23 protein-coding genes are annotated in these 22,870 nt (G+C 62.1%); 8 read left to right on the top strand and 15 right to left on the bottom strand.

The annotated features are described in order from the left end of the window. Positions 1–157 precede the first annotated feature (157 nt). The 4 genes from GN234_RS01540 to GN234_RS01525 all read right to left on the bottom strand — a co-directional run bounded on the left by GN234_RS01540 (position 158) and on the right by GN234_RS01525 (position 4,453). On the bottom strand, positions 158–988 hold the full coding sequence (locus GN234_RS01540) for an amidohydrolase family protein (protein ID WP_176687705.1): 831 nt from the start codon (positions 986–988) through the stop codon (positions 158–160). A 28-nt stretch (positions 989–1,016) separates the two neighbouring features. Continuing rightward, complete coding sequence (locus GN234_RS01535; protein WP_109753058.1) at positions 1,017–2,306, bottom strand: MFS transporter; 1,290 nt, start codon at positions 2,304–2,306, stop codon at positions 1,017–1,019. 132 nt (positions 2,307–2,438) lie between these two features. Further along, on the bottom strand, positions 2,439–3,170 hold the full coding sequence (locus GN234_RS01530) for a GntR family transcriptional regulator (protein WP_176687704.1): 732 nt from the start codon (positions 3,168–3,170) through the stop codon (positions 2,439–2,441). 293 nt (positions 3,171–3,463) lie between these two features. Beyond that, positions 3,464–4,453, bottom strand: a complete 990-nt coding sequence (locus GN234_RS01525) for an MBL fold metallo-hydrolase (protein ID WP_116832596.1) — start codon at positions 4,451–4,453, stop codon at positions 3,464–3,466. A 274-nt stretch (positions 4,454–4,727) separates the two neighbouring features. Between GN234_RS01525 and GN234_RS01520 the strand changes: the two genes are divergently transcribed. Both GN234_RS01520 and GN234_RS01515 read left to right on the top strand, forming a co-directional pair. After that, positions 4,728–5,150: a helix-turn-helix domain-containing protein gene (locus GN234_RS01520; protein ID WP_109753061.1), complete on the top strand. Its 423-nt coding sequence runs from the start codon at positions 4,728–4,730 to the stop codon at positions 5,148–5,150. A gap of 35 nt (positions 5,151–5,185) precedes the next feature. Further along, positions 5,186–6,529, top strand: coding sequence for an OprD family porin (locus tag GN234_RS01515; RefSeq protein WP_109753062.1), 1,344 nt, complete (start codon positions 5,186–5,188; stop codon positions 6,527–6,529). Positions 6,530–6,627: 98 nt separating this feature from the next. Here GN234_RS01515 and GN234_RS01510 read toward each other — a convergent pair whose 3' ends face one another. Both GN234_RS01510 and GN234_RS01505 read right to left on the bottom strand, forming a co-directional pair. After that, positions 6,628–7,395 carry an EAL domain-containing protein gene (locus GN234_RS01510; RefSeq protein WP_109753063.1) on the bottom strand — a complete coding sequence of 256 codons (768 nt, stop codon included), beginning with the start codon at positions 7,393–7,395 and terminating at the stop codon, positions 6,628–6,630. A gap of 179 nt (positions 7,396–7,574) precedes the next feature. Next, on the bottom strand, positions 7,575–8,279 hold the full coding sequence (locus GN234_RS01505) for a phosphoribosyltransferase (protein WP_176687703.1): 705 nt from the start codon (positions 8,277–8,279) through the stop codon (positions 7,575–7,577). A gap of 335 nt (positions 8,280–8,614) precedes the next feature. On the opposite strand from GN234_RS01505, the gene GN234_RS01500 reads away from it, so the two are divergent. Next, positions 8,615–9,178, top strand: coding sequence for a GNAT family N-acetyltransferase (locus GN234_RS01500; protein ID WP_176687702.1), 564 nt, complete (start codon positions 8,615–8,617; stop codon positions 9,176–9,178). 56 nt (positions 9,179–9,234) lie between these two features. On the opposite strand, the gene GN234_RS01495 is transcribed toward GN234_RS01500, so the two are convergent. Continuing rightward, positions 9,235–10,146 (bottom strand): universal stress protein, encoded by a 912-nt coding sequence (locus GN234_RS01495; RefSeq protein WP_176687701.1) that lies wholly within the window; start codon positions 10,144–10,146, stop codon positions 9,235–9,237. 418 nt (positions 10,147–10,564) lie between these two features. Between GN234_RS01495 and GN234_RS01490 the strand changes: the two genes are divergently transcribed. The 3 genes from GN234_RS01490 to GN234_RS01480 all read left to right on the top strand — a co-directional run bounded on the left by GN234_RS01490 (position 10,565) and on the right by GN234_RS01480 (position 12,596). Beyond that, positions 10,565–11,488 carry a universal stress protein gene (locus GN234_RS01490; protein ID WP_163858341.1) on the top strand — a complete coding sequence of 308 codons (924 nt, stop codon included), beginning with the start codon at positions 10,565–10,567 and terminating at the stop codon, positions 11,486–11,488. A 251-nt stretch (positions 11,489–11,739) separates the two neighbouring features. Beyond that, complete coding sequence (locus GN234_RS01485; protein ID WP_109753067.1) at positions 11,740–12,174, top strand: YeeE/YedE family protein; 435 nt, start codon at positions 11,740–11,742, stop codon at positions 12,172–12,174. Between the two features lie 2 nt (positions 12,175–12,176). Next, a complete protein-coding gene (locus tag GN234_RS01480; protein ID WP_109753068.1) occupies positions 12,177–12,596 on the top strand; it encodes a DUF6691 family protein in 420 nt (139 codons plus the stop codon). A 20-nt stretch (positions 12,597–12,616) separates the two neighbouring features. Here GN234_RS01480 and GN234_RS01475 read toward each other — a convergent pair whose 3' ends face one another. The 7 genes from GN234_RS01475 to GN234_RS01445 are packed head-to-tail and all read right to left on the bottom strand — an operon-like array spanning position 12,617 to position 18,911. Then, positions 12,617–13,984: a sensor histidine kinase gene (locus GN234_RS01475; RefSeq protein ID WP_176687700.1), complete on the bottom strand. Its 1,368-nt coding sequence runs from the start codon at positions 13,982–13,984 to the stop codon at positions 12,617–12,619. Beyond that, positions 13,981–14,643, bottom strand: a complete 663-nt coding sequence (locus GN234_RS01470) for a response regulator (protein WP_109753070.1) — start codon at positions 14,641–14,643, stop codon at positions 13,981–13,983. Before GN234_RS01470 ends, GN234_RS01475 begins: the two co-directional genes overlap by 4 nt. A gap of 11 nt (positions 14,644–14,654) precedes the next feature. After that, positions 14,655–15,299 (bottom strand): tetratricopeptide repeat protein, encoded by a 645-nt coding sequence (locus tag GN234_RS01465; RefSeq protein WP_163858339.1) that lies wholly within the window; start codon positions 15,297–15,299, stop codon positions 14,655–14,657. Continuing rightward, on the bottom strand, positions 15,296–16,105 hold the full coding sequence (locus tag GN234_RS01460) for an SDR family oxidoreductase (protein WP_163858338.1): 810 nt from the start codon (positions 16,103–16,105) through the stop codon (positions 15,296–15,298). The genes GN234_RS01465 and GN234_RS01460 overlap by 4 nt, the downstream gene beginning before the upstream one ends. Then, a complete protein-coding gene (locus tag GN234_RS01455) occupies positions 16,092–16,766 on the bottom strand; it encodes a TenA family transcriptional regulator (protein ID WP_176687699.1) in 675 nt (224 codons plus the stop codon). Before GN234_RS01455 ends, GN234_RS01460 begins: the two co-directional genes overlap by 14 nt. Then, positions 16,763–18,244: an AMP-binding protein gene (locus tag GN234_RS01450; protein WP_176687698.1), complete on the bottom strand. Its 1,482-nt coding sequence runs from the start codon at positions 18,242–18,244 to the stop codon at positions 16,763–16,765. The genes GN234_RS01455 and GN234_RS01450 overlap by 4 nt, the downstream gene beginning before the upstream one ends. Then, positions 18,234–18,911, bottom strand: a complete 678-nt coding sequence (locus GN234_RS01445; RefSeq protein WP_176687697.1) for a thermostable hemolysin — start codon at positions 18,909–18,911, stop codon at positions 18,234–18,236. The genes GN234_RS01450 and GN234_RS01445 overlap by 11 nt, the downstream gene beginning before the upstream one ends. A gap of 244 nt (positions 18,912–19,155) precedes the next feature. Here GN234_RS01445 and GN234_RS01440 point away from each other — a divergent pair, with 244 nt between their 5' ends. Beyond that, positions 19,156–20,862, top strand: a complete 1,707-nt coding sequence (locus tag GN234_RS01440; RefSeq protein WP_176689542.1) for an amidase — start codon at positions 19,156–19,158, stop codon at positions 20,860–20,862. A gap of 43 nt (positions 20,863–20,905) precedes the next feature. Here the strand turns inward: GN234_RS01440 and GN234_RS01435 are convergent, their stop codons facing one another. Further along, on the bottom strand, positions 20,906–21,760 hold the full coding sequence (locus GN234_RS01435; protein ID WP_176687696.1) for a LysR family transcriptional regulator: 855 nt from the start codon (positions 21,758–21,760) through the stop codon (positions 20,906–20,908). A 74-nt stretch (positions 21,761–21,834) separates the two neighbouring features. Between GN234_RS01435 and GN234_RS01430 the strand changes: the two genes are divergently transcribed. Further along, positions 21,835–22,791 (top strand): DMT family transporter, encoded by a 957-nt coding sequence (locus GN234_RS01430; protein ID WP_176687695.1) that lies wholly within the window; start codon positions 21,835–21,837, stop codon positions 22,789–22,791. Positions 22,792–22,870 lie beyond the last annotated feature (79 nt).

Raw genomic sequence — 22,870 nt, 5'->3', positions numbered from 1 at the left:
CTGTCCAGCGCCCCGGCCGCCATAGCCTGGGCCGATGCTTCCAGCGCGCAAATCCTTCTAGAGACGGATACGGCTACTGCTCACAGGGCTTCAATGGAGTCTAGATCCCTATTCACCGGGCGAGTTCAGGAAAACTCGACGTCACAGGCCTTGCACCTCAAAACCTGAATAATGCCTGGGGGGCCTGAACCATTAACGCATGCATCAGTGACGCCGAACACTGCAATGCGCGCAACTGCCCCATGACCGTGTCAAAGCCGACACTTTCTTCATGCTGCGTGTGCGGCCAGTCGCTGCCCCACACCAGGCGCTCGGGACCGAAAGATTGTTCCAGCAGCGTCAACGAGGCGCGAGCGAATTCAAGGTTCTGCGGGGCCGTTGCGCCCAGTCGATAGATGCCGGACACCTTCATCCAGACCTGCCCGCCTCGCCCAAGCTCCATCAATTGGGCAAAGCCAGGTTGATCCAGCCCCACACGCGCATCCGGGCGACCGAAGTGATCGACCACCAAACGGATGCCAAACGGTAACAGCTGACCGATCAGCCCCGGCAAGTCCGCCAGGTTCGCATGCAACTCGACATGCCAATCCAGCTCCGCGAGGTGACCCAAAAAACCGTTCCAGGCGACGTCGCGAAAATCAGGCAAGGCTTTGCCCATCAGGTTCAAGCGAACACCGACCACGCCCAGCCGGGCCATGTCGTCCAGCACGGCGCGGCTGACGTCCCGCTCCAGAACCACGACGCCACGCAACTGCTCCGGTGCTTGCCGTAGCGCAGCGAGCAGGTAGCGGTTATCGGTGCCGAGAAAGCTCGGCTGCACCAACACGCCATGGCTCAAGCCGTGGGCGTGCAGGTGGCTCAGGTATTGAGCGAGCGTGGCGTCATAGTCAGGTGTGTAGCGCCGGACAGCGGCCAGCTCCAGCTCGCGGCTGAACACGTGGGCGTGGCAGTCAATGCCGGTGATCGGTTTAGTACAGGTATCAGGCATGAGGCTCATCTATCGACAATAAGGAAAATCAGGCCCGGGCGCCCTGGCTGTCACGCTCAACCACAGGCGCAGATGCAACAGTGGCTTCCAGGCTGCGGCCACGGGTTTCCGGCAGGCACAGCGCCGCGATCACCGCCACGCCGTAGGCGATCCCGGCGTCGATGCCAATGGCCGAGCCCAAGGACATGGAATCGCTCATGTGGCCGACCAGGAACGGGAACACCGCCGAGAGCACCCGGCCGAAGTTGTAGCAGAACCCCACGCCGGCGCCGCGCACATCCGCCGGGTACAATTCGTTGAAAAACGCCCCGAGGCTCGCCGGAATACCGGCCGCGAAGAAGCCGAGCGGGAACCCCAGGAACAGCATCTGGGTGTTGGTCAACGGCAGGAACACATAGCACTGCACGGTGACCACACAACACAGCGCGAACAACACGATGTTTTTCCGACGACCAATGCGATCGATCAACAAGCCACTGACCACGCAGCCGCACCAGAAGGCGAAGATGATCACCGCCAGATAGCCGCCGGAGTTGAGCACCGACAGGTTGCGTTCGGTCTTGAGGAAAGTCGGCAGCCAGGTCATCACGGCGTGGTAACCGCCGTGCGCACCCAGCCCCAGCAACCCGCCAAACAAGGTCACACGGATCAACTCGGGACGAAAGATGCCGGCCAGGGATTTGAAGAAACTCTGGGGAATGACGTTGTCTTTTTTCAGCCGCTGGAAACTGTCGGGCTCTTCAACGTTGCGCCGCACCCAGATGATCAGGAACGACGGCAGCAGGCCCACGACGAACATCACCCGCCAGGCCATGTCCTGCGGCACGAGGGAGTAGATCAGCGTGAAGACGCCGACCGCCAGCCCCCAACCCACCGCCCAAGCGCTTTGTACGGTGCCCATGACCTTGCCGCGGTATTTTGGGTTGATGGTCTCGGCCATCAATACCGCACCGGCGGCCCACTCCCCGCCGATCCCGAAGCCCTGCAGCGCCTTGACGATCAACAACGAGTGGAAGCCGGTGACGAACGCCGACAGGAAGGTGAAGAACGAAAACCACAAGATCATCCATTGCAACGTGCGCACCCGACCGTAGCGGTCCGACAGCGTCCCGCCGACCCAACCGCCCAGGGCCGAAGTGACCAGGGTCACGCCGCTGACCAACCCGGCATCGCCCTTGGTCAGGGCGAACGCGGCGATCAGCGCCGGTATCGCCAGGCCGAACATCTGTACTTCCAAGGCGTCGAGCGACCATCCACCGAAACAGGCCCAAAACGTTTTGCGCTCCCGCGCAGTGACTTGGCGATACCAACTGAACATGCTTCTTATCCTTATAAGTGGAACGAAAGGCAGCCGAGAGCGAACCGCGCCGCTACAGGGCCAGTCATGGCAAACAAAACGATAAAGACAGCGGCGACCCACTCGCCGCTGGACGCCCCTAGCCGGGCCGCGTCAGCGAATTTCCACGCTGTAGCGGAAGTGCTCGGCATGCCCGCGAGAGCGTCGCCACTCCAGGGGATTGCCGGCGTAGTCACGTGCCAGGCGCTCAATCACCACCACAGGGCTGTTGACCGGCACCTGCAGCAATCTTGCGTGCACCTCATTCACTGATTCGGCGGTAAGGGTTTCTTCGGCATAGGCGACGACCTGGCCACAGGTTTCTTCGTAGATGGGATAGAGCAGCGGGCCCTGTTGACTCAGGTCGATTTCGAGCAAGGGTTGGAAGCAGCTACGGGGTAGCCAGATTTCCTCGGCGAGCACCGGTTTCACCTCCAGCAGACGCACTCGCACAATGCGGATGACCGGTGCATCCACCGGCAGCCCCAGCGCCTGGGCCACCGCCGAAGGCGCGGCCACCGGCTCTACGGACAGGATGCGGCTCTCGGGAACCCGACGTTCGCCCGATGCACTTTGAAAGCGGAAAAAACGGAACAGCGACGACTGGAACTGCGGTCGACGAATGAAAGTACCGCGCCCTTGCTGACGCTCCAGGATGCCCTCGTTGACCAGCGCATCGACAGCCTTGCGCACAGTACCGGTGGACAATTGATACTCTGCCGACAACGCAGCCTCAGTCGGGATCGCCTCCCCCGGGCGCCAGCGATTATTGGCGATCTGCTCGGCCAATTGGTCGCGCAAACGTTGATAGAGCGGCAGACGGACATCGCTGGAGAGAGCTTTCATCGACCTTATTCACCTTGTTATCTAGTCATATATATGAATATGGACGCGAGTATTTGCCCAAGCAGATTGATTGTCAAGAACGCGCGGGCTAGCTGGCTGACAAATGGCCAGCACTCTGCTCTACCCGTCACGGTGGCGAGTGGTAGTCAGGTTGGGTGGGGGTTAATTACCGACATTGGGTCGACGTCAGGGCTCAGGTCGAAACACGCTGACGCCGACTCTCGGGTGTTGAAGATCGATTATTGTTCCGGCAGTGAAGCAAGGCCTGTTTTATCGGCGCAAGCAATCGGATTTCATTCGATCATCGGCACCTTGGCTGCCCGTTGATAAGGCCCATACTCGACCGGCACCCACTGGAAGTGCCCGCCCACTGCACTGATATGCCCCATGCCTGGAAACGGCAGATGTGCTGCCGCCACCCAGGTCTTGGCGGTGGCTGCCTCGTTGAACACCTTGGCCCGGCTCTTGATCGCCCGTTTATTGTCGACATCGAAACGAATCGATACCTCGGGATGCTCGAACTGCACCGCCAGGTTATGCACCAGGTCGCCCATGAACAGGATGCTCTGGCGTTGGGAGGTAAAGCGGTACGTGGTGCTACCCGGCGTGTGCCCTGGCTCCAGCGCGGCATCGACACCGGGCAGCGGTGACTGGCCGCCGGCGAAGGTCTTGAAGCGGCCGGCTGCCACATAAGGCGCGGTGGAATCCTGAGCGATCTTGAAGAACTCCCGGGCACCGGCGGGTGCCTTGGCCATCGCCTGGGGATCGAGCCAGTAATCGGCTTCTGCCTTCGCCGCATAGACCGTAGCGTTGGCGAACAGCGGTTGCTGCTTGTCGTCGACCAGCCCGCACACGTGATCCAGATGCAAATGAGTAAGCAGGATGGCATCGACCTGCTCCGGACGATAACCGGCGGCCTGCATGTTCGCCGAGAGCATTCCAGCCGTGGCGCCGATGCACTGACCGGCACCGGTGTCCACCAGGATCAGTTGCTGACCGGTATTGACCAGAAAAGCATTGAACGCGGTCTGCACTCCCGGTGTTTCAATCGAGCGACGGGCGAGCAAGGCGCGGATCTGGCTTTGGCTCAGGCCTTCGAGCAGCTTGGGCGACAGATCGTTGTAGCCGTCGAACAGCGCCGTCACTTCGTAGTCGCCCACCGCCAGGCGGTAATAACCGGGAACTTGAGTGGCCTGCAGCGGCGCCTGGGCCAGGGCGTCCAACGATGTCAGCGCCAATGCCAGGCCCGCTCCGCGCAGTGCGCACACCAGAGAATGCTTCATACCTTCACCTTGATCGAGTCGGAAGAACGGCCACCCATACGCCAGCCGGAGAAGGTCATCATGCACTCGCCTCACAGCGCAAAAATTGCAGCCATGTGCTGAATGAGTGCGCGCTCGGCGCCGCACCCGAACGCAATTAACAACGTTTAACTCGCATGCCCGCGCTCCGCGTCCAAGAATGAAGCCCTCTGCTCAGACCTGTTTTCTCAAGCGGGAAGCTGCCAGCCCACCGTGCGGTGCGCCGGGCATTTCCCACTGACACGGAATCTTAGTCATGGCTCATCCATCGCACACCACCGTCAAGGCGCCCATCAATCCAACGCGCAAATCCGCTACTGGTGGCTTGTCTCCCTGGCGCGAAAGCCTGGTCAAGAAAATGATTCTCGACGGCCTGAGCGACACCCTGGAAATCGCTGAGCTGGCCAAGGCCTGCGCCCTGTCCCGCAGTCATTTTTCCCGAGCCTTCAAGTGCAGCACCGGTCAGTCCCCTCAGGCCTGGATCCGTAGCCAGCGCATCGCCCGGGCCAAACAACTGATCCGAGAGACCGACCTGACCCTGACGCAAATCAGCCTGGAATGCGGGTTCTGCGATCAGGCGCACTTTTGCCACATCTTCACCCACAGCGAAGGCATCAATCCATTTGCCTGGCGTTGCCGGCAATTGCGTGCTCAACCCTACACACCTGGCTGTGCGTAGCCCCTTCGCCCGCCCATCTCACACGGAAACGAAGCATGTTGCCTGCACCACAATACTCAACCGCTACCTTGAAACCGTTCTGGCTGCTCGCCGTGCTCACAGGCAGCACCGCGTCGGCGATGGCGGCAGAACCCGCACAAAGCGCACCTGGCTTTCTGGACGGGGCAAGGCTTGAAATCCTCAGCCGCAACTTCTACCTCAACAATGACTATCGCACCCAGGCCCCAGCTGGCAAAAGCTACAAACAGGAATGGGCCCAAGGCTTCATCGCTTCGTTCGAGTCCGGCTTCACTCCCGGTACGATCGGCGTAGGCATCGATGCCCACGCATTCCTGGGTCTGAAACTGGACGGCGGCAAGGGACACTCCGGAACGGGATTATTGCCCTTGGATGAGGATGGGCGAAGCGAAGACCAGTATTCCAGCGCGGGTGGCGCGCTGAAATTCAACACCTCTCGCACCACCCTGGCGGTCGGCGAAATGACCGTGGAAAGTCCGGTATTCGACACCGCAGACAAGCGCCTGCAACCGGAATACGCCAGCGGCCTGCTGCTCTCCAGCCGCGAGTTCGAAGGGGTGAACCTGCAAGCGGGTCACTTCAGCGCGTTCAAGAATCAGGACGCCTCAACCAGCAAGGGCGATTTTTCCGGCTATGGGGCAACGACGCGCCACGGCGCCATCGATTTCATCGGCGCCGACTTGCTCACCGGCCAAGCCCTCGGCGGTGCGCTCTATGCCTCCGAACTGAGCGATACCTGGCGCCAGTACTACGCCAACCTGCACACTACGCTTGGCGAGCTGTTCCTCGACGGCAACCTCTACCACACCCGCGACTATGGCAAAGCCGTCGCCGGGGCTATCGACACCACCGCCTATAGCCTGAGCGGCAAATACCGGCTCAATGCCCAGGCGTTCACCCTGGCCTATCAGAAAATCAACGGCGACACGCCCTTCGATTTCGTCGGCGGCGACTCCATCTACCTGGCCAACTCGATCAAATATGCCGACTTCAACGGCCCCGGCGAGCGCTCATGGCAAGCGCGCTACGACCTTGACCTGGGCACCTTGGGCATCCCCGGCCTGCGCTTCATGGCCCGCTATGTGACTGGACGCGGGATCGATGGCAGCCATGCCCCCCAAGGCGGTGCCTACAACCCGTTCGATAGCGACACCGGCGACTACCGTCCACAACAGGGGGACGGCGGACGCCATTGGGAGCGCGATCTGGACCTGCACTACATCGTGCAGTCAGGCCCGGCCAAGGACCTGTCGTTGCAACTGTCCCATGTCACCCATCGCGCCAACAGCAGCCAGGGCGGCGATGACATCGACCGGCTGTATATCGTCATTGAGTACCCGCTCAAGCTGGGGCCGTTCTGACGTTAGCGCTGTGGAAGAACTGCTGTAGTGCGGCGGCGTCCTGTTGCCTTCCAATGGTGCTTTCTGACAATTGATATCCTTGGAATCGCAAAAAAAAACTAATCAAAGCTGCCAGCCGAAAGCCGTCCGACCTCAGGCCGTGCGAACAGATACCCCTGCATCAGTTCAACCCCCATGCCTGATAGCGTCGAGCTTTCCGCACGGGTCTCGACACCTTCGGCGATAACCAGAATCCCCAGGCGCCTGGCGACCAGGATGATGCCTTCAACGATCGCTTGCTTGACGGGGTCTTGATCGATAGTGCGGGTCAACGCCATATCAATCTTCAGCACCTGGGGCTGGAACATGGCCAGCAAGTTAAGGCCCGAATAGCCAGAACCGAAATCGTCAATGGCAGTCGTGAAGCCTTGACGCTCATACTCCGCGAAAATGGCTTTGAGATGATCCGGGTCGTCCACCCTTTCGCCTTCGGTGACTTCGAACATGAGCCTGTCCGGCGGGAAATTTGTCAGGCGCGCAGCTTCCAGGGTGGCCCGGATACAGGTCTCGGGCCGGTACACCGCGTTGGGCAGAAAGTTAATGCTCAGCAAGCAATCGGGGATGTCCAGAATGCCCAATCTTGCCGCTTCTTCGATGGCCTTCACGCGACATGCCTGATCGAATCGGTAGCGGTTGCCGTCGTTCACCAACCCCAGAATGTAGCCTGCCGACTCGCCATTGACGCCCCTGACCAACGCCTCATAGGCAAACGCCGCGCGCGTTCGGACATTGAAGATCGGCTGGAAGGCCATGGTGAAATCAAATCCCAGCGCCTCATGGTTACGGCACTCGGCGCAACCGAGTGATTGGAACGCAGAGCCTTTCATCGTGATCAGTCTTCCGTGGTGGTAATGGCATGTCTTTGCCGCTGCACAGAAGTGTAGCCATCCTCACTGAATGAACATGGGCCTATTGGAAAGGCAGACCCTGCCCCCTGAAGACTTTGCCCCACTCTTACCGATCAAGCGCCCAGCGGCGGCACTGCAACTTCTTCGAGGGGCCTCTTTTATGGAACTGGCGAGCGGCTGGAATGGTGGTCATGGGCCTCTCGTTGCCAGGCTCGTGCCAACAAATCGACAACGACTTCATCCGAGGTCTGCGAAAAGTCCTCATACCAATAGCCAATTGAAACCATCCAATCAGGCATAAGCGGGCAAATCACCTCATTCACTTCGCTGCGCAGTGCCTCCACCGTTTCAAGCGGACCAACCGGCACGGCGACGACGATGCGCGAAGGGGCTTGCATTCGCACCGCGTGGATCGCCGCCATCATCGAAGCCCCGGTCGCCAGGCCATCGTCGATCAGGATCACCACTCGGTCCTTGAGCTGCATAGATGGACGAGTGCCCCGATACGCCTGCTCACGCCGCGACAGCTCCTGGGTCTCCCGCGCGACCACGGCGTCAAAACTGGCTTGATCGATCGAATGAGCACGAAGCGCATCGTCATTCAGGATTTGTATGCCGCCGCCGGCAATGGCGCCCATGGCAAATTCAGGCCTGGACGGCACGCCCAGCTTGCGTACCAGCATCAGGTCCAGATCGACCCGCAGGGCAGTGGCCACCTCGTAAGCCACCGGAACTCCACCGCGAGGCAAGGCCAGGATGATCACCTCAGGCCTCTGAGCGTATTTGAGCAAATGTTCCACCAGCCCTTGTCCTGCGGCGCATCGGTTCTTCAAGACCGTTTGCAATGAGGGACTCTGAGTCATTGGAAAGCCTCCCCAGGCGATGGTGCCTGTCGTTTCGTTGCGAACACATCCTCAGGTTCCCATGCCCCCCTTTATCTCAAGAGTCTTGGAGGAGCGTGCCTGCTGCGCTTGCAATTGCAGCGCACTTGAACTGTGCCTGCCCATTGGCCTGACGGGCGGTGAAGTCGAGCGTAAGCGCTCAAGCGGTTTGATCGGAATCAAGCGCGGGCCAATCGACGGACGGATACCCAGGCACTGATCCAGATCAGAATCGTTCGCCGTGGCGGGCGTAGAACAGTACCGATTACCTAGCTTTTTACCGCACCGCACGTGCACGTCCGAGGGAGGATCGCACCATGCTCACCGTCAAAGACCACAACGAACGCGCCGCTGCCCTGTATGCCAGCATCAGCGGCAAGCACTGGATCCAGGCACTCAAGGACGGCCGGCATGTGCTGATCAGACCGCTTCGGGAACAGGACCGCCAGCGCGAGTACGACTTCATCATGCGCCTGTCGCCGGAGTCCCGGCACATGCGCTTCCTGGCCCAGATCAACGAACCAGGCGCGGCACTGCTCGATCAGTTGATGGAAGTCGACTGCAAGACGCGCATGGCCTACATCGCCCTGGTCCATGACAACGGCGAATTGATCGAGATCGGGGTCAGCCGCTATTGCGTGACCCAGGAACACGAATGCGAGTGCGCGGTGACAGTCGCCGACCCCTGGCAGCATCTGGGGCTGGGAACGCTGTTGATGGAACATCTGATCGACGCCGCGCGTAAAAACGACTTGCGCCAGATGTACTCCGTCGACGCCGCCAGTAATGCCCCGATGCGGGACCTGGCCCACAGCCTGGGTTTTGAAACCCACAGCGATCCCGACGACCCCCGCCAGGTCATTCACCGCCTCTACATCTAGCTAACCAGTACGCTGGCGCGAGGCCTTGGTACGGCTTCGCGCCAGTGTTGATCCCATCATGCTTGCGGCTTGATCGCCAATACGCTGCAAGGCGCCCGTTGCAGCAGGAGTTCGGCGGTGGTGCCCAGGCGCCTGTCCAAGCCACGATGCGCCGTGGTACCCATGACGATGACATCAACCTGGTGATCGGCGGCGAACGTGCAAATGCTGTTCAGCGGCGCCCCCTCGATGAAGTGGCGCTGCTGTGGCGGGACGCCATGCCGCTCGGCCAGGGATTCGAACACCTCATGCTGCGCCTGGCCCAATGTTTCGTAGAGCCCGGTGGCGAGAGGGAGCGCACCAATGCCCATATCTGCGGCGTAGACGGCCGTCCAATCGAAGGCGTGCAGCAACTCGACCTGGGCGTTGCATTGTTCAGCCAGTTTGACGGCGGCGTCGACGATCCGGTCGTTGAACACCAGGTCCTGCTCTTCGCTGCGCAGCACGTCGACAATCGCCAGGACCCGCCGAGGCCGGGGGTGACGGGAGTCCGTGACCAGATGCACCGGCACGGGACAGTCACGCAGCAAACGCCAGTCCAGGGGCGTGAAGAAAACCCGTTTCATCGCCGGTTCCGGCTGCGCATCCTTGATGATCAAGGCCATCGGCATCTCCTTGACGTATTGCTGCAAGGCTTGAAAGGCATCCTTGCTCCAAACTACCTCACAGGTCACCTCGACGCCGTGCCGGCGCGCCAGTTCGGCCTGTTGCCACAACCAATGTCGATGGGTTTCCAGATAGCCCTCACGCGCTTGCCTGACCTGCTCCGGGGCGAAAAGGCCGGCCACCGAGAGCAGCTCCAGGTAGTCGATCGCCACAATGTGCAGGGGCAGGTCCAACGCCAGGGCCAACTCGGTGGCGCGGTCGAACGCCGTCGTACGGATCATGGCGTCAGGGGCCAATAGCAACAAACGTTGAGTCTGGGACATGGAACACCTCGGCACGTGGCGACAGCCACTTAAAGGATTGAGGGTTCCAGAATGGACGCCTGCCAGGGACAGGACTTGATCTTCATCAAACGGCCATCATTCAGGCTGACAAACAGGGGAGCAACAGCCCCGCCCACATCGCCAACGTTGCCAGCACCTGGCCGGGGATCACATACCCGGCGAAACTTCGCCCACCACTGATCCAGGGGCCAGAGCCGGTTGCGCTCATGACCTGAGGCGGCTGTTCATACTCAAACATAGCGCGATTGACTCGCCGCCGCGGCCTTCGATGCACGCTTTGAAGTGTGTTTGATGCAAATCAAGTTACCAGGCGCCGTGGCGCTCATGATCAATGACAGACACCACGCCGCGCGAACACTCGCCCGGTGCCAACAGGTCCTTGCCCGGGAGGTTTGTCATGTCTACGCAATCACGCTTGATGCTGGTCGTCTCGCCACTGATGGAACACAGCCCGGCGTTCGACCGGGCGGCCGCGCTGGCCAAGGCCGAAGGCGCCGCGCTGCATATTGTCGCGTTTGACTACCTCGAAGGCCTGGCCACGGCCGGCCTGGTCAACGAGCAAGCACTGGAGCAGATGCGCCTGGGCTACATTGAGCGCCATCGGCACTGGCTGGAGGAACAGGCCAGGCCGCTGCGCAAACTCGGTATCGAGGTCACGACAGAAGTAACGTGGGTCGAGCGCCCCTTGCAGGAGATCCTGGTCCACCTCAAGGAAGCGCCCATGGATGCGCTGATCAAGTCGGTGGATCCTGAGTCCTGGTTTTCCCGATTGATGTTCACACCGCTGGACGTGCATCTGCTGCGCGAATGCGAAGTTCCCCTGCACTTCGTCAACAAGGTCGTCCACGCTCGTCCGCGCAAGATCCTGGCGGCCATCGATCCGTTTCATCAGGACGGGCGTTACGAAGGCCTCAATGACCGGATCCTGAGCGAAGCCAACAAGCTGGCCACCAGTTGCGACGCGACGCTGGAAGTCATCTACGCCTATGACCTCTCGTCCATTACCGCCGCCGAATACGGTTATGGCAACGGCTCGCTGTTCTTCTCCTCGACCCTGGCCCGCCAGCTCTACGAATCCCAGGGCGCGGCCTTCGATGCACTGGCCGAACGCAACGGCATCGCCCCGGACCAACGGCGCATGATCATGGGAGACCCGGCCAAGGTGTTGGCCAGCTACGCCGCATCCCATGACATTGATGTCATTGTCATGGGGCGCGTGCGCTACGGCAGCTTGGACAAGCTGATCGGCAGTACCGTGGAAGGCCTGCTGTACAAGATGCCCTGCAGCGTGTGGGTGGTCGCACCGCAGCAGGTCGGCTGAGGGCGTGATCGGCAATGACTGACCCGCGGGCATGGGACTCCTTGCTCGATGAGACGCTCGGGCACCACATTCGCCGAGGCTTGGCACGCGTTGCCTGCGCAAGGATTCGAGTGCGCTTGTCCGAGCCCTTGCCTGCCGCACCCGCATCGGGAACAAGCCTGTAGCCCCCAGTGCTCAAATGCATTGTCGGCTATCCTCCCGGTACATGCCCGAATCGCTCGGCCTCAATCACTTTTTGCCTGAGAAGCGCCATGAACATCGACTGGCTCAACTTCACGCCATGGTCCGCCCTTGCAGGCGGCATGCTGATCGGCCTGGCGGCCAGTCTGTTCGTCGTCGCCAATGGGCGCATCGCGGGCGTCAGCGGCTTGATTGGCAGCCTCCTGCAACGGGGTGGCGAGGGCATCAGTGAGAAAGCGCTGTTTCTCCTTGGCCTGCTGGTCGCGCCACTTTTATGGGGGGTGTTTGCCAGCCTTCCACCGATCGAATTCCAGAGCGGCGTGTTGGGGCTCATCCTCGCGGGCCTGTTGGTCGGCGTCGGCACCCGCTACGGTTCAGGCTGCACGAGTGGTCATGGCGTGTGCGGCCTATCGCGGCTTTCGCCGCGCTCCATGGTAGCCACCGCCTGCTTCATGTTCAGCGGCTTCGTCACAGTGTTTGTCCTGCGTCACTTGCTGGGGGGCTGAACATGCTCAAACTCACGGCGTTCATGGCCGGCCTGCTGTTCGGTTTCGGCCTGCTCCTGGCGGGCATGACCAACCCGAGAAAGGTATTGGCGTTCCTGGACTTGGCCGGTGCCTGGGACCCTTCCCTGGCCCTGGTGATGATCGGCGCGATTGGCACCGCCATTGTCCCGCTGACCTGGGCACGCCAACGCAGCCACTCGTTGCTGGGAAGTCCCATGCAATTACCGGCCAAGCGTGAACTGGACCGACGCCTGATCGGCGGCGGCCTGCTGTTCGGCATCGGCTGGGGCATCGCCGGCATCTGCCCAGGCCCCGCCGTGGCCATGCTGCTGACCGGTCACTGGCAAGCCATCGTATTCGCCTTGGCCATGCTGGCCGGCATGATGCTGTTCACGGTATTGGAAAACCGACGGGGCCACTGAGGCAAAATCGTTGATAGGTGCTAAAAGCGACAAATCTCCAAGGTCGCGCACAACCCGCCTTCGGCCCGATTCTCCAGCCGGATCTGACCACCCAGGCGCTCGGCGATAGTGCGTACGATCGTCAGCCCCAACCCGGCCCCCTGATCGTTGCCACGGCTGTAGAACCGCTCGAAGAGCCGCTCACGCTCGGCCTCGTCGATACCCGGCCCCTGGTCTTCGACTGACAGCTCGTAGTGGTCGCCCTTCCTGGCCAGCCGTACGGTGATCGTGCCGTTGGCCGGAGAAAAATTGGCCGCGTTGGTCACCAGGTTGTTCAAGGCAATGTCGATGGCCACCGGGTCGATGCGAACCGGGCCGATATTCTCGCTGACATCCAGCACCGGCTCGAGTCCCTTGCTCAGCAACCAGGGAGTCAGTTGAACCAGGCTCGCACGAACCGTGGCCGGCAGGTCGATGACCGCAGGCGTCGGAACGCCTGTCTGCGGTTCAAGCCGCGCCATGGTGAGCAGTTGATTGACCAGGCGCGTGGTGCGATCGACCCCGGCGATCAGGTGTTCCAGGGACTCGCGACGGCTTTGCTCGCTCCCCGCCTCCATCAGGTTCTGCGCATGCACCCGCAGCACCGCCAAGGGCGTGCGCATCTCGTGGGCGGCGTCGGCGATGAAACGCCGTTCACGGCCCATCACCTCCTGGATCTGCGCCAATACACGGTTGAGTGCCGCCTGCATGGGCTCAAGCTCGGTAGGAAGCGGCATCATTTGCAGGGGGTCAAGTGAGCCGGGATGCCTGGCGCGCAACTTGGCCGCCATATCGACCAGGGGCTTGAGCCCCCAACCGATGGCCAGCCAGATCACCGCGGCCAGCAGAACGCTGCCGATCAGGTTGGGCACGACGGTGTGACGGACAATCCGGTCGACCAGGTCGGCACGCACGTCGTCGCGCTCACCCACCCAGATCTTCAAGCCATATTGCGCATCGTCCAGGACGAATGCCCGCCATTTACGGTTCTTCTGGTCCACGATCTCACTGAAACCGGGCGCACTCGGCGGCGAGGTAAAAGACGGCGCACTGGACGTATGCACCAGCACCGAACCTTGTGAATTCCAGACTTGAAAGGCGATCTTGCTTTCATAGGGATGGCCGTCGACTTTCGGCACCGCCTGCCCCAACGCCGAATTGAATGCCTGATACAGCTCGGCATGCTCCTTGCTCGCCATCGGCATGCGCATCACGCCCTGCAACAACCGGGCATTCTGCGCCAACTGGGCATCGTAGACCTCGGCGATTTCGTGGTTGCTGTCATGCAGGTTGAATACGGTGATGATCAACAGGCCAAGGAACAGCAGGCCGAGAATCAACGTGAGGGTGCGACGCCGGATCGAACTCATCGATGCTCCTCCACCAGGTAACCGACACCGCGAATGGTGCGTATCAGGTCGGTGGAGAACTTCTTGCGCAGGTGATGGATGTGCACTTCCAGTGTGTTGCTCTCGGCCTCCTCGTTCCAGCCGTAGAGCAGCTGCATCAGATGATCGCGGGTCATGACGCGGCCCGGCGGCGAGAGCAGTTCATGGAGCAACTGATACTCCTTGGGCGTCAGGGCCACCGGTTTGCCCTGGTAACTGACTTGCTGGGTGCCGGGGTTCAGGCTGATGCCAGCATGTTCGATCAACGCCTGGGCGCGGCCGGCGCTACGGCGCAACAAGGCCCTTAGCCGGGCCTTGAGTTCCGCCAGATCGAAGGGCTTGACCAGATAATCGTCGGCCCCGGCGTCCAACCCGGCAATACGATCCTCGGTGGCATCCCGGGCGGTAAGGATCAGCACCGGCAGGTTGGAGCCACTGTCACGCAAGCGCCGCAACACTTGCAGGCCGTCCATCCGTGGCAGGCCCAGGTCAAGTACCGCCAGGTCGAAGGTTTCACTGAGCAGCGAATGCAAGGCGCTGCTGCCGTCCTGCAACCAGTCGACGGTATAGCCTTCACGACTCAGGGCCTGGTGGATGCCTTCGCCCAAGGCCACGTCATCTTCGATCAGTAATAAACGCACACCCGCTCCTGTCAGTTCAGTTGCTTGTTCACATCCACCAGCAAAGCGTCGATCTCCTTGCGGCGCCCGGCATCAGCCGTTTCCCGACCCGGCCGCGGCGCTGCCTGCAAGGCTTTTTGCAACGCCGCCCTGGCTTCGCTGTAACGCTTTTGACGGTAGAGGTGATCCCCCCAAAAGTACAGGCTGTCAATGCCGTTCGGGTTGAGTTGCAAGGCCTGCTTGAGCAACTGCTCGGCCTTGTCCGAATCGCCGAAACCCAGGGGCCAGCCCGGCACCCGGTCGTAGAGTGCGCCAAGGCTGGTGTAAGCCGACCCTTGCAGGGCCTTGGCGTCCAGGGCCAGGGCTTTTTCCAGGTCGCCCTTGGCTTCCTTGACCTTGCCCAGCGCACCGAGCCCGCCCTTGGCCCCGGCCCAACTGCTGTTGACGATGCCAGACCAGATCCAGGCTTCGGCCAGCGACTGGCGCTCCTGCTTGAACGCCGCGGCCTGGGTCGCGAGTTTTTCGAACGCCTCGGCCCGTTGGCCCTCGGGCAACTCGTATTGAATGTGTGCCCAGTTCTGCTGGATGTCGCCCAGGCGTTGCTGGTCGGCAGCCTCCAACGCCCAGACGCTTTGGCTCAAAGTGCCGATCAATAGGCAAGCGAGGATTTGTTTCATGGCTTGAGGTGCTCGTTTTCGGGTTTGTGACTGAGGCGGCGGACCAGCGGCAACTGCTTGCGCAGGCCTCGGTCCACCAGGTTGGGCAGCAGACTGTTGAGGCCGACGAAAAAGCGTTCGGGCCAACCCAGGTAGAGCTCGCGACGGTCACCGACGATGGCGTGGACCACTGCGGTCGCCACGGTTTGCGGGTCGTCGACGTTGGCCTTGAGCGCCTGGTTGAGCGCGTCGGCCGCCGGGCTGTTCATCGCGGTACGGGTGGCCCGGGGCGCCACGTAGAGCACCCCGACACGGGTGTCGGCCAGTTCCCGGCGCAAGGCTTCGGAAAAACCGCGCAAGGCAAACTTGCTCGCGCAGTAGCTGGCATAGCCCGGGTAGCCGATTGATCCATAGGTCGAACCGACGTTGACCACCATCGCGCTGTCGGCCTGCTTGAGCAGCGGCAAGAACAGTTTGGTCAGGCAGATCGGCGCGCTGATGTTCAACGCCAGCATGGCGTTGATTTCACTGTCGTCGAGTTGTTCGAGCATCGCGAAGTGGTTCACGCCAGCGGCATTGATCAGCAGGTTGATGCCACCCTGGGCCTCGGCGGCGACCAGTACCTTGCGTCGGTCGGCCAGGAAGGTCAGGTCGGCACCGACCCAGAACAAATGCTGCGGGTAGCGCTCCAGCAAGGGCTGCAAGGCTTCACGATGCCTGGCCACGGCCAGCACCCGCGCACCACTGGCGCACAAGGCGGCGGCGATGGCCTGGCCGATTCCGCCGCTGGCACCCGTCAGCACGACACGCGCATCACACAGGCGCATGTTCATGCTCCCCGTCACGAGGCAAACCCCGGAACATGTCGGTGTACAACCGGTACACCACCTTGGAGGCGTGGATCACCGCAGCCTGGTCCGCCGGATCGTCCAATCGGTTCATCAAACCGCGATAGGTCTGCATATGCTCGATGTCCAGCGAACCATGGGAGCTGAGGTAGCTGAACGCCGTGGGCGGCAGTTCCAGGCGCTGGCGGATACTGTCGGCGGCATGGGTCGCCAGGGCGATACTGGTGCCCTCGAGCACATTGACCATGCCGAACAGGCCCACCGGGTTGCCCCGGGCAATCAAGTCATAGAGGTAACTGACCATCAGCTCGATGGGCAACGATGGCTGGCCGTTGCGCACCGCATCCTTATCGCCACCGCACACGGCGATGTCATCCAGCACCCATTGCTCGTGGCCGTACTCTTCGTCGATGTATTCGCACACGGCCTTGCGCAGCCACTCCAGGTGCGCTGGCAGGCGCGCCCCGCACGCCATCATCAACGGCACCGTATGGCGCACGTGGTAATACGCCTGGATCAGGAATCCCCGGTAACTGGCCAGGCTGACCTGGCCGTCGAGGGCATCACGGATGATCGGCAGATTGAACAGGGTCTGGCGCTCTTGCTGGGTGACTCCTTGCAACGTGTCAAAAAAACTCATGACGGGGACTCCTCGGACAAGATAGATGAAGTGAGCTGCGCCCGGTAATGCTCGACAATGGCATCCCGGCGTGGCCGGCCATTGGCGGTGAGCATGCCGTTGGCAGCGCTGAAGGGTTGATCCAGGCGTGTCCAGCGATGGACCCGGGCGTAATCGGGCAACGTGTCGTTGGCCTTGGCCACGGCCAGTTCCAGGGTTTGATCAGTGCAATCGGCGCGGACGGGCCAGAGCAGCGCATGGTTATGGGGCAAGGCTTCGCCATAAACGAAGGCCTGGGCGATGTCACCGCCCTGGGTGAGTTCGGCTTCAACCCATTCGGGGTTCACGTTGCGACCGAAACTGGTCACGAACTGGTGCTTCTTGCGACCGCGCAGGTAAAGAAAACCGTCTTCGTCGAATTCACCCAGGTCACCGCTGGGCCACCACTCGCTGGTGTGCAGGGGCTCACCCAGGTAACCCAGCAGGGTCGTGCCCTTGATCATGACTTCGCCGTCATCGGCCAGGCGGACCTCCACATGGGGCAGAGGCTGGCCGACACTGCCAGCGCGATGAGCCTGGGGCCGATTGAGACAGACCACCGAGGCGCACTCCGACAGCCCATAGCCTTCAAACACCGGAAGGCCAACCCGCTGGGCCCGTTGCAACAGATCGTGGGACACCCGTGCCCCGCCAACGGCGGCGAATCGCACGATGTGCGGGTTGAACATCTTCTGTTCGGCGGCCGTGACCAGCATCAACAGCAGTTGCGGAACCAGGATCAGGCTGTGCGCCCGACGCTCGGCCAGGCACCCCAGCAGGCGCGTGGGGTCGACCCCGCTGGCACCCTGGATGCCGAGGGTCTTCTGGCTGGGCAGGCTCAGCCTGGCTCCGGCATACAACGCCGCGTAGCAGCCAAGGTTCTCCAGCAGAATCGCCAGGGGCAGCAATGCCAGGTGATGCCGGGCCTCGACCGGTTGGCTGGCCTGCTCCAGTTCACGGGCTACCCGCAACAGGCTGTCGGCGCTCAGGCAAACGCCTTTCGGAGTGCCGGTGGTACCGGAGGTGAACGTCAGCTTGGCGGTGCCCGCCGGCAGGCGGCTTGTCCCGTCGAAGTGCCGCCGCCAGAATTCACCGCCGTGCTGGTATCCGGCGGCTTGCAGCTCCGCTTCGAACGCAGGCTCGGCAATCACCCGCTCGGCCTGACTCTGTTCCAGGCAGTGCCGACGTTGAGCCTGGCTGAAAAAACCGGGCAGGATGACGCAGGTCAGCCCTTCGAACAGTGCGGCAAGGTCCCAGAGCATCAGTTCGATACCGTTGTCCAGGGCCAGGGCGACAACGCTGATGTGTTCATCGCGCAGACGTTGCTGGCGGTACACCACTTCGGAATAAAGCGTTGCGTAGTCGAGCTGCGAGCCGTCGCCCCACAGCGCCACGACATGGCCCCTGCGTTCAGCGTGACCGCGCAGGGTGCGCTTGAATCGTTCCATCTCAGGCGACATGGCTGGTTTCTCCAAGGTCCGTCGGCAATCCCAGGCGATTGAACAGGCCGGTATTGCGCAGATGAATGAAACCGGCGCGGATATTCCCGACATGAACCCATGGCTGGCTCTCGTAGTAGCGGCCCCAGAGGTGGCGATCCTCGCCGAGACGCTGCGGGTCGGCCGGGCACAGGGTTACAGGCTTGAGCCCCAGGCGATGGAAGCTGTTGACCAGGCCGATGTTGCCGGTGAACGCGACCCACTCCAGGCCGCCCATGGCCAACAGATAAGTGATCGCAATGATGCTCAGTCGGGCGCTTCCCGTGTCGCTGGCAGCCAGGTTGCCCACCTCGACGATGCCGGCACGGTCCACCGGACGCTCGGCGGGGGCGCTGATCAAAGGCTCGATGGAACTGTCCAGGTAACGTTCGAGGAACAGCGGCCCCTGTGCGGCCCGGCGCACCCCAGCCGCTGCGCAGAGCGTGCCGTGGACATCGTCGAGGCCGAACAGCTCCGGCATGAAGTGACGAATATCGGCGCCATGGACCTGGCGAAAACGCTGCTGGATGAACGCTTCGAACTCAGCTCGCCGAGGTTGTCCCGGCAGGGCCCGGTGCAAGTGGCGCACTGGTGGGCCGGCGTCGCCAAAGGCCAGCGGCAAGTGGATGTTCCAGTCGAAATCGGGCATGGGTCAAGGTTCTCCCTCGGGCTATTGGGAGAAAGTATCGGGGCCGTTTCTTAACGAAGTCTGAAGGTGACAAATTTGCGCTCGTTGAAGAAACAGCCCTGCCAAATCTGAGCTGCCCCTTATTGTTATTCCGTAGTACAGTGGCAAAGACCGATAAATATCCACTTTGAGATGACCTGAAGTGTCAGGAGCAACTTCAATGGACCCGAACACCCCGCCATCCCTCTGCCGCGGCGCTAACAACATGATCGAAATCACCGAAGCCTCCATTGCCCAATTGCGCGCTGCGCTGGAGTCGGGCCAGACGACGGCGGTGGCGCTTGTCCAGGCCTACCTCGCCAGGATCGATGCCTACGACGGCCCCGACACGCCCACGGCCCTCAACGCGGTGGTAGTTCGCAACCCCGACGCATTGAAGGAGGCCCAGGCCAGCGATGCCCGTCGGGCCAACGGCCAGACCCTGGGTCCGCTTGACGGCATTCCCTATACGGCCAAGGACAGTTACCTGGTCAAGGGGCTCACTGCGGCGTCCGGCAGCCCGGCGTTCAAGGACCTGGTTGCCTATCGCGATGCGTTCACCATCGAGCGGCTGCGCGCCGCCGGGGCCATCTGCCTGGGCAAGACCAACATGCCGCCCATGGCGAACGGCGGCATGCAGCGCGGGGTCTATGGCCGTGCCGAGAGCCCATACAACGGTAACTACCTCACCGCGCCCTTTGCCTCGGGTTCCTCCAATGGTGCGGGTACGGCAACCGCCGCCAGTTTCGCGGCGTTCGGCCTTGCTGAAGAAACCTGGTCGAGCGGACGCGGTCCGGCGTCGAACAATGGCTTGTGTGCGTATACGCCGTCGCGCGGCGTGATCTCGGTGCGTGGCAACTGGCCGCTGACGCCGACGATGGACGTCGTCGTGCCCTTCGCCAGGACCATGGCCGACCTGCTCGAAGTGCTGGACGTGGTGGTAGCCGATGACCCGGACACCCGTGGCGACCTGTGGCGCCTGCAACCCTGGGTGCCGATTCCGAGCGTCGCCTCGGTTCGTCCTGTCTCGTATCCGAGCCTTGCCAGCAGCCCAGCCGCGCTGTCAGGCGTTCGGTTCGGCGTGCCTCGGATGTACATCAACGCCGATCCTGAAGCGGGCACGGCCCCTGCTCCCGGCATCGGCGGCCCGACGGGACAGCGGATCATCACCCGGCCTTCGGTGATCGACCTCTGGGAGCAAGCGCGCAAGGCCCTTGAGGCCTGCGGTGCCGAAGTGGTCGAGGTGGATTTCCCCCTGGTATCCAACTGCGAGGGCGATCGTCCCGGCGCACCGACGGTATTCACTCGCGGCCTGGTGTCCAAGGAGTTCCTGCACCACGAATTGTGGGACCTGTCGGCCTGGGCATTCGATGACTTCCTGCGGGCCAACGGTGATCCGAAGTTGAATCGCCTGGCCGACGTCGACGGCCCGAAAATCTTCCCCCACGACCCGGGCACCCTGCCCAACCGGGAAGACGATCTGGCCGCCGGCATGGATAAATACGTGAAGATGGCCCAACGGGGCATTACGCCCTGGGACCAGATCCCTACCCTGCCCGACGGCTTGCGCGGGCTTGAAGAGACGCGTCGAATCGATCTGGAAGAGTGGATGCAGCGGCTGGGCCTGGACGCGGTGATCTTCCCGACCGTGGCCGATGTCGGGCCGGCGGATGCGGACGTCAACCCGACGTCTGCCGATATCGCCTGGAGCAACGGGATCTGGGTCGCCAACGGCAACCTCGCCATCCGCCACCTGGGCGTGCCCACGGTCACCGTGCCGATGGGCGTCATGGCGGACATCGGCATGCCCGTCGGGCTGACGTTTGCTGGCCGTGCCTATGATGATTCGAGGCTGTTGCAACTGGCTTCGGCGTTTGAAGCGACGGGCTCCAAACGCCTGGTTCCGCCTCGGACGCCGCCGTTGTCGGCTTGATCCGTTCATTGTGGAGGGCTGCTGTGCAGCCCCCCACACCGGTCTACAGTCGAAAATACTGTTGCATCGCACGAGATAGCAGGCTCACGGCTTCATCCTCGTGTGACGCCAGGGAGCGCATGAACACCACCTCATGCTCCGCGATAACCGGCAGGTCTTCGAGGATCCGCATGGCATCCGTCACCCGCGCACGGTCTATCAGGCTGATCGCCAGCCCGGCCTCCACGCACGCCTTGACGGCCTGGGTGGAGGGGCTTTCCAGGACGACTCGGATCCTGCGGCCGCTTTGCCTCAGGGCCTCCATCATCGCTTGCCGATAAGGGCATTGCGCCGCATGCACGGCCAGCGGCAGCGGCTCCATCGAGGCCACCGTCGTGTGGACCGGACCGACCCAGACCGGCGTGGTGGAAACCAGCACTTGCGCCTCTGAGCTCAACGGCCCCTTCGGCTGCGCGACGACCGCTGCCTGGAGCTTGCCGCGCTGCACCAGGTCACGTAGCGCGTAGCTTGGCGCGGTCTTGAGCTCCAGCACCACGTTAGGCCACGCGGCGGCGAACGTCGGGAGGATGTCGCGGATGACATGGTCTGCGTATTCATCCGGCACCCCCAAAGTGATGCGTCCGGCCAAACGGGTTCCGTGCAGGTCGGCCAGCACCCGGTCATGGGTGCTCAGCAGTTCCGTGGTCGCCACGAGCAAACGCTTGCCCAACGCGGTGAGGGATACCGACTGATTGTCCCGATTGAGCAACCGCCCGCCAGCGACCGCTTCCAAGCGCTGGATATGCACGCTGACCGCCGCCGGGCTTTTGTGCAGTTGTTCTGCCGCCGCACTGAATTTCCCGATCCGCGCCACCGCATGAAAAGTCCGTATCAAGTCGATATCGAGTATGGCCGTCATGATTCAATCTTCGTGAATGACTGATGCATTACATTTTGATTTATTAGATTAGCCGGGTTTCGTAGCCTGTGGTCATGAACCCGAATAAATCGATGACATGCACGTCCCTGCCCAGGCCCGCCTGGTATTGGCTGATTCCATTGCCGTTACTCGAGGCCGCATTGCTTCTGTCATGGAGCTCCGGTTTCATCGGCGCGCGCTTTTCCATCGATTACGCGCCAGCACTGCTGGTGGTGTTCTGGCGTTGCGTGGTGGTCACGCTTGTCCTGTTCCCCTTCGTCGCCAGGGAGCTACGCCGAACCTCAGGTGTGGTGCTGTTGAAAAATGCCGGCATCGGCTTGCTGGCGATGGCGGGCTACCTGGCCGGTATCACCCAAGGCATTGCCCTGGGTGTACCGGCGGGCCTGGCCGCACTGGTCGCCGACCTATTGCCTCTGGGCCTGGCGCTGCTGGCTGCGGGCGTGCTCAGACAGCGACTGGCCTGGCAGGTCTGGGTCGGCCTGCTCATCGGTCTGCTCGGTGCCATGCTGGTGACCCAGGGCGCGCTGGCGCGGGGCAATGCGCCGTTGTGGGCCTATGGGCTGCCGCTGCTTGGCATGCTCTCGCTCGCCGTCGCGACCCTGTGGCAGAAGGATCTGACCGCCGAACAATCACTGGGCCTGCTGCCCAACCTGTGGTTGCAATGTTGCGTGTCAGGCCTTGCCTTCGCCCTGGTCGAGGGCGCCCATGGCAGCCTGGCGCCGCTGCCCAGCACAGGCTTTGCACTGAGCGTAGTGTGGACCGCGGGTCTATCGACGATGGGTGGCTATGGACTCTATTGGCTGTGCCTGCGCCGCGCGACGGCCACCCGAGTTGCCAGCGTCCTGTACCTCAGCCCGCCCGTTACGATGCTCTGGGCCTGGGCCATGTTCAACGAACCGCTTTCATGGCAGATGGCGTCGGGCATGGCGATATCCGCCATCGGCATCTGGCTGGTCGTCGATACCGAAGCCCGGCAGACCCGGCGCAAAAGGGCTGAGAGAACGTCGTAACAGCCGGGCCTTGGCAGCGCGATGATTCCTGTGGCAGCGTACGCTGGAGTTTCATATCCCCTTCGCGCTCACAGGCAAA

The sequence above is a fragment of the Pseudomonas bijieensis genome (genome assembly GCF_013347965.1).
GTDB lineage: Bacteria > Pseudomonadota > Gammaproteobacteria > Pseudomonadales > Pseudomonadaceae > Aquipseudomonas > Aquipseudomonas bijieensis.
The sequence above is the reverse complement of the archived record's forward strand: the minus strand, read 5'-3'. Positions and strand labels throughout refer to the sequence as shown.

Coding starts and splice junctions, on each gene's coding strand:
- GN234_RS01460 (WP_163858338.1), bottom strand. CDS start 16,105: ATGCGCCTGTGTGATGCGCGTGTCGTGCTGACGGGTGCCAGCGGCGGA.
- GN234_RS01540 (WP_176687705.1), bottom strand. CDS start 988: ATGCCTGATACCTGTACTAAACCGATCACCGGCATTGACTGCCACGCC.
- GN234_RS01535 (WP_109753058.1), bottom strand. CDS start 2,306: ATGTTCAGTTGGTATCGCCAAGTCACTGCGCGGGAGCGCAAAACGTTT.
- GN234_RS01485 (WP_109753067.1), top strand. CDS start 11,740: ATGAACATCGACTGGCTCAACTTCACGCCATGGTCCGCCCTTGCAGGC.
- GN234_RS01475 (WP_176687700.1), bottom strand. CDS start 13,984: ATGAGTTCGATCCGGCGTCGCACCCTCACGTTGATTCTCGGCCTGCTG.
- GN234_RS01455 (WP_176687699.1), bottom strand. CDS start 16,766: ATGAGTTTTTTTGACACGTTGCAAGGAGTCACCCAGCAAGAGCGCCAG.
- GN234_RS01430 (WP_176687695.1), top strand. CDS start 21,835: ATGAACCCGAATAAATCGATGACATGCACGTCCCTGCCCAGGCCCGCC.
- GN234_RS01435 (WP_176687696.1), bottom strand. CDS start 21,760: ATGACGGCCATACTCGATATCGACTTGATACGGACTTTTCATGCGGTG.
- GN234_RS01465 (WP_163858339.1), bottom strand. CDS start 15,299: ATGAAACAAATCCTCGCTTGCCTATTGATCGGCACTTTGAGCCAAAGC.
- GN234_RS01440 (WP_176689542.1), top strand. CDS start 19,156: ATGATCGAAATCACCGAAGCCTCCATTGCCCAATTGCGCGCTGCGCTG.
- GN234_RS01520 (WP_109753061.1), top strand. CDS start 4,728: ATGGCTCATCCATCGCACACCACCGTCAAGGCGCCCATCAATCCAACG.
- GN234_RS01495 (WP_176687701.1), bottom strand. CDS start 10,146: ATGTCCCAGACTCAACGTTTGTTGCTATTGGCCCCTGACGCCATGATC.
- GN234_RS01490 (WP_163858341.1), top strand. CDS start 10,565: ATGTCTACGCAATCACGCTTGATGCTGGTCGTCTCGCCACTGATGGAA.
- GN234_RS01445 (WP_176687697.1), bottom strand. CDS start 18,911: ATGCCCGATTTCGACTGGAACATCCACTTGCCGCTGGCCTTTGGCGAC.
- GN234_RS01505 (WP_176687703.1), bottom strand. CDS start 8,279: ATGACTCAGAGTCCCTCATTGCAAACGGTCTTGAAGAACCGATGCGCC.
- GN234_RS01500 (WP_176687702.1), top strand. CDS start 8,615: ATGCTCACCGTCAAAGACCACAACGAACGCGCCGCTGCCCTGTATGCC.
- GN234_RS01515 (WP_109753062.1), top strand. CDS start 5,186: ATGTTGCCTGCACCACAATACTCAACCGCTACCTTGAAACCGTTCTGG.
- GN234_RS01450 (WP_176687698.1), bottom strand. CDS start 18,244: ATGTCGCCTGAGATGGAACGATTCAAGCGCACCCTGCGCGGTCACGCT.
- GN234_RS01525 (WP_116832596.1), bottom strand. CDS start 4,453: ATGAAGCATTCTCTGGTGTGCGCACTGCGCGGAGCGGGCCTGGCATTG.
- GN234_RS01510 (WP_109753063.1), bottom strand. CDS start 7,395: ATGAAAGGCTCTGCGTTCCAATCACTCGGTTGCGCCGAGTGCCGTAAC.
- GN234_RS01480 (WP_109753068.1), top strand. CDS start 12,177: ATGCTCAAACTCACGGCGTTCATGGCCGGCCTGCTGTTCGGTTTCGGC.
- GN234_RS01530 (WP_176687704.1), bottom strand. CDS start 3,170: ATGAAAGCTCTCTCCAGCGATGTCCGTCTGCCGCTCTATCAACGTTTG.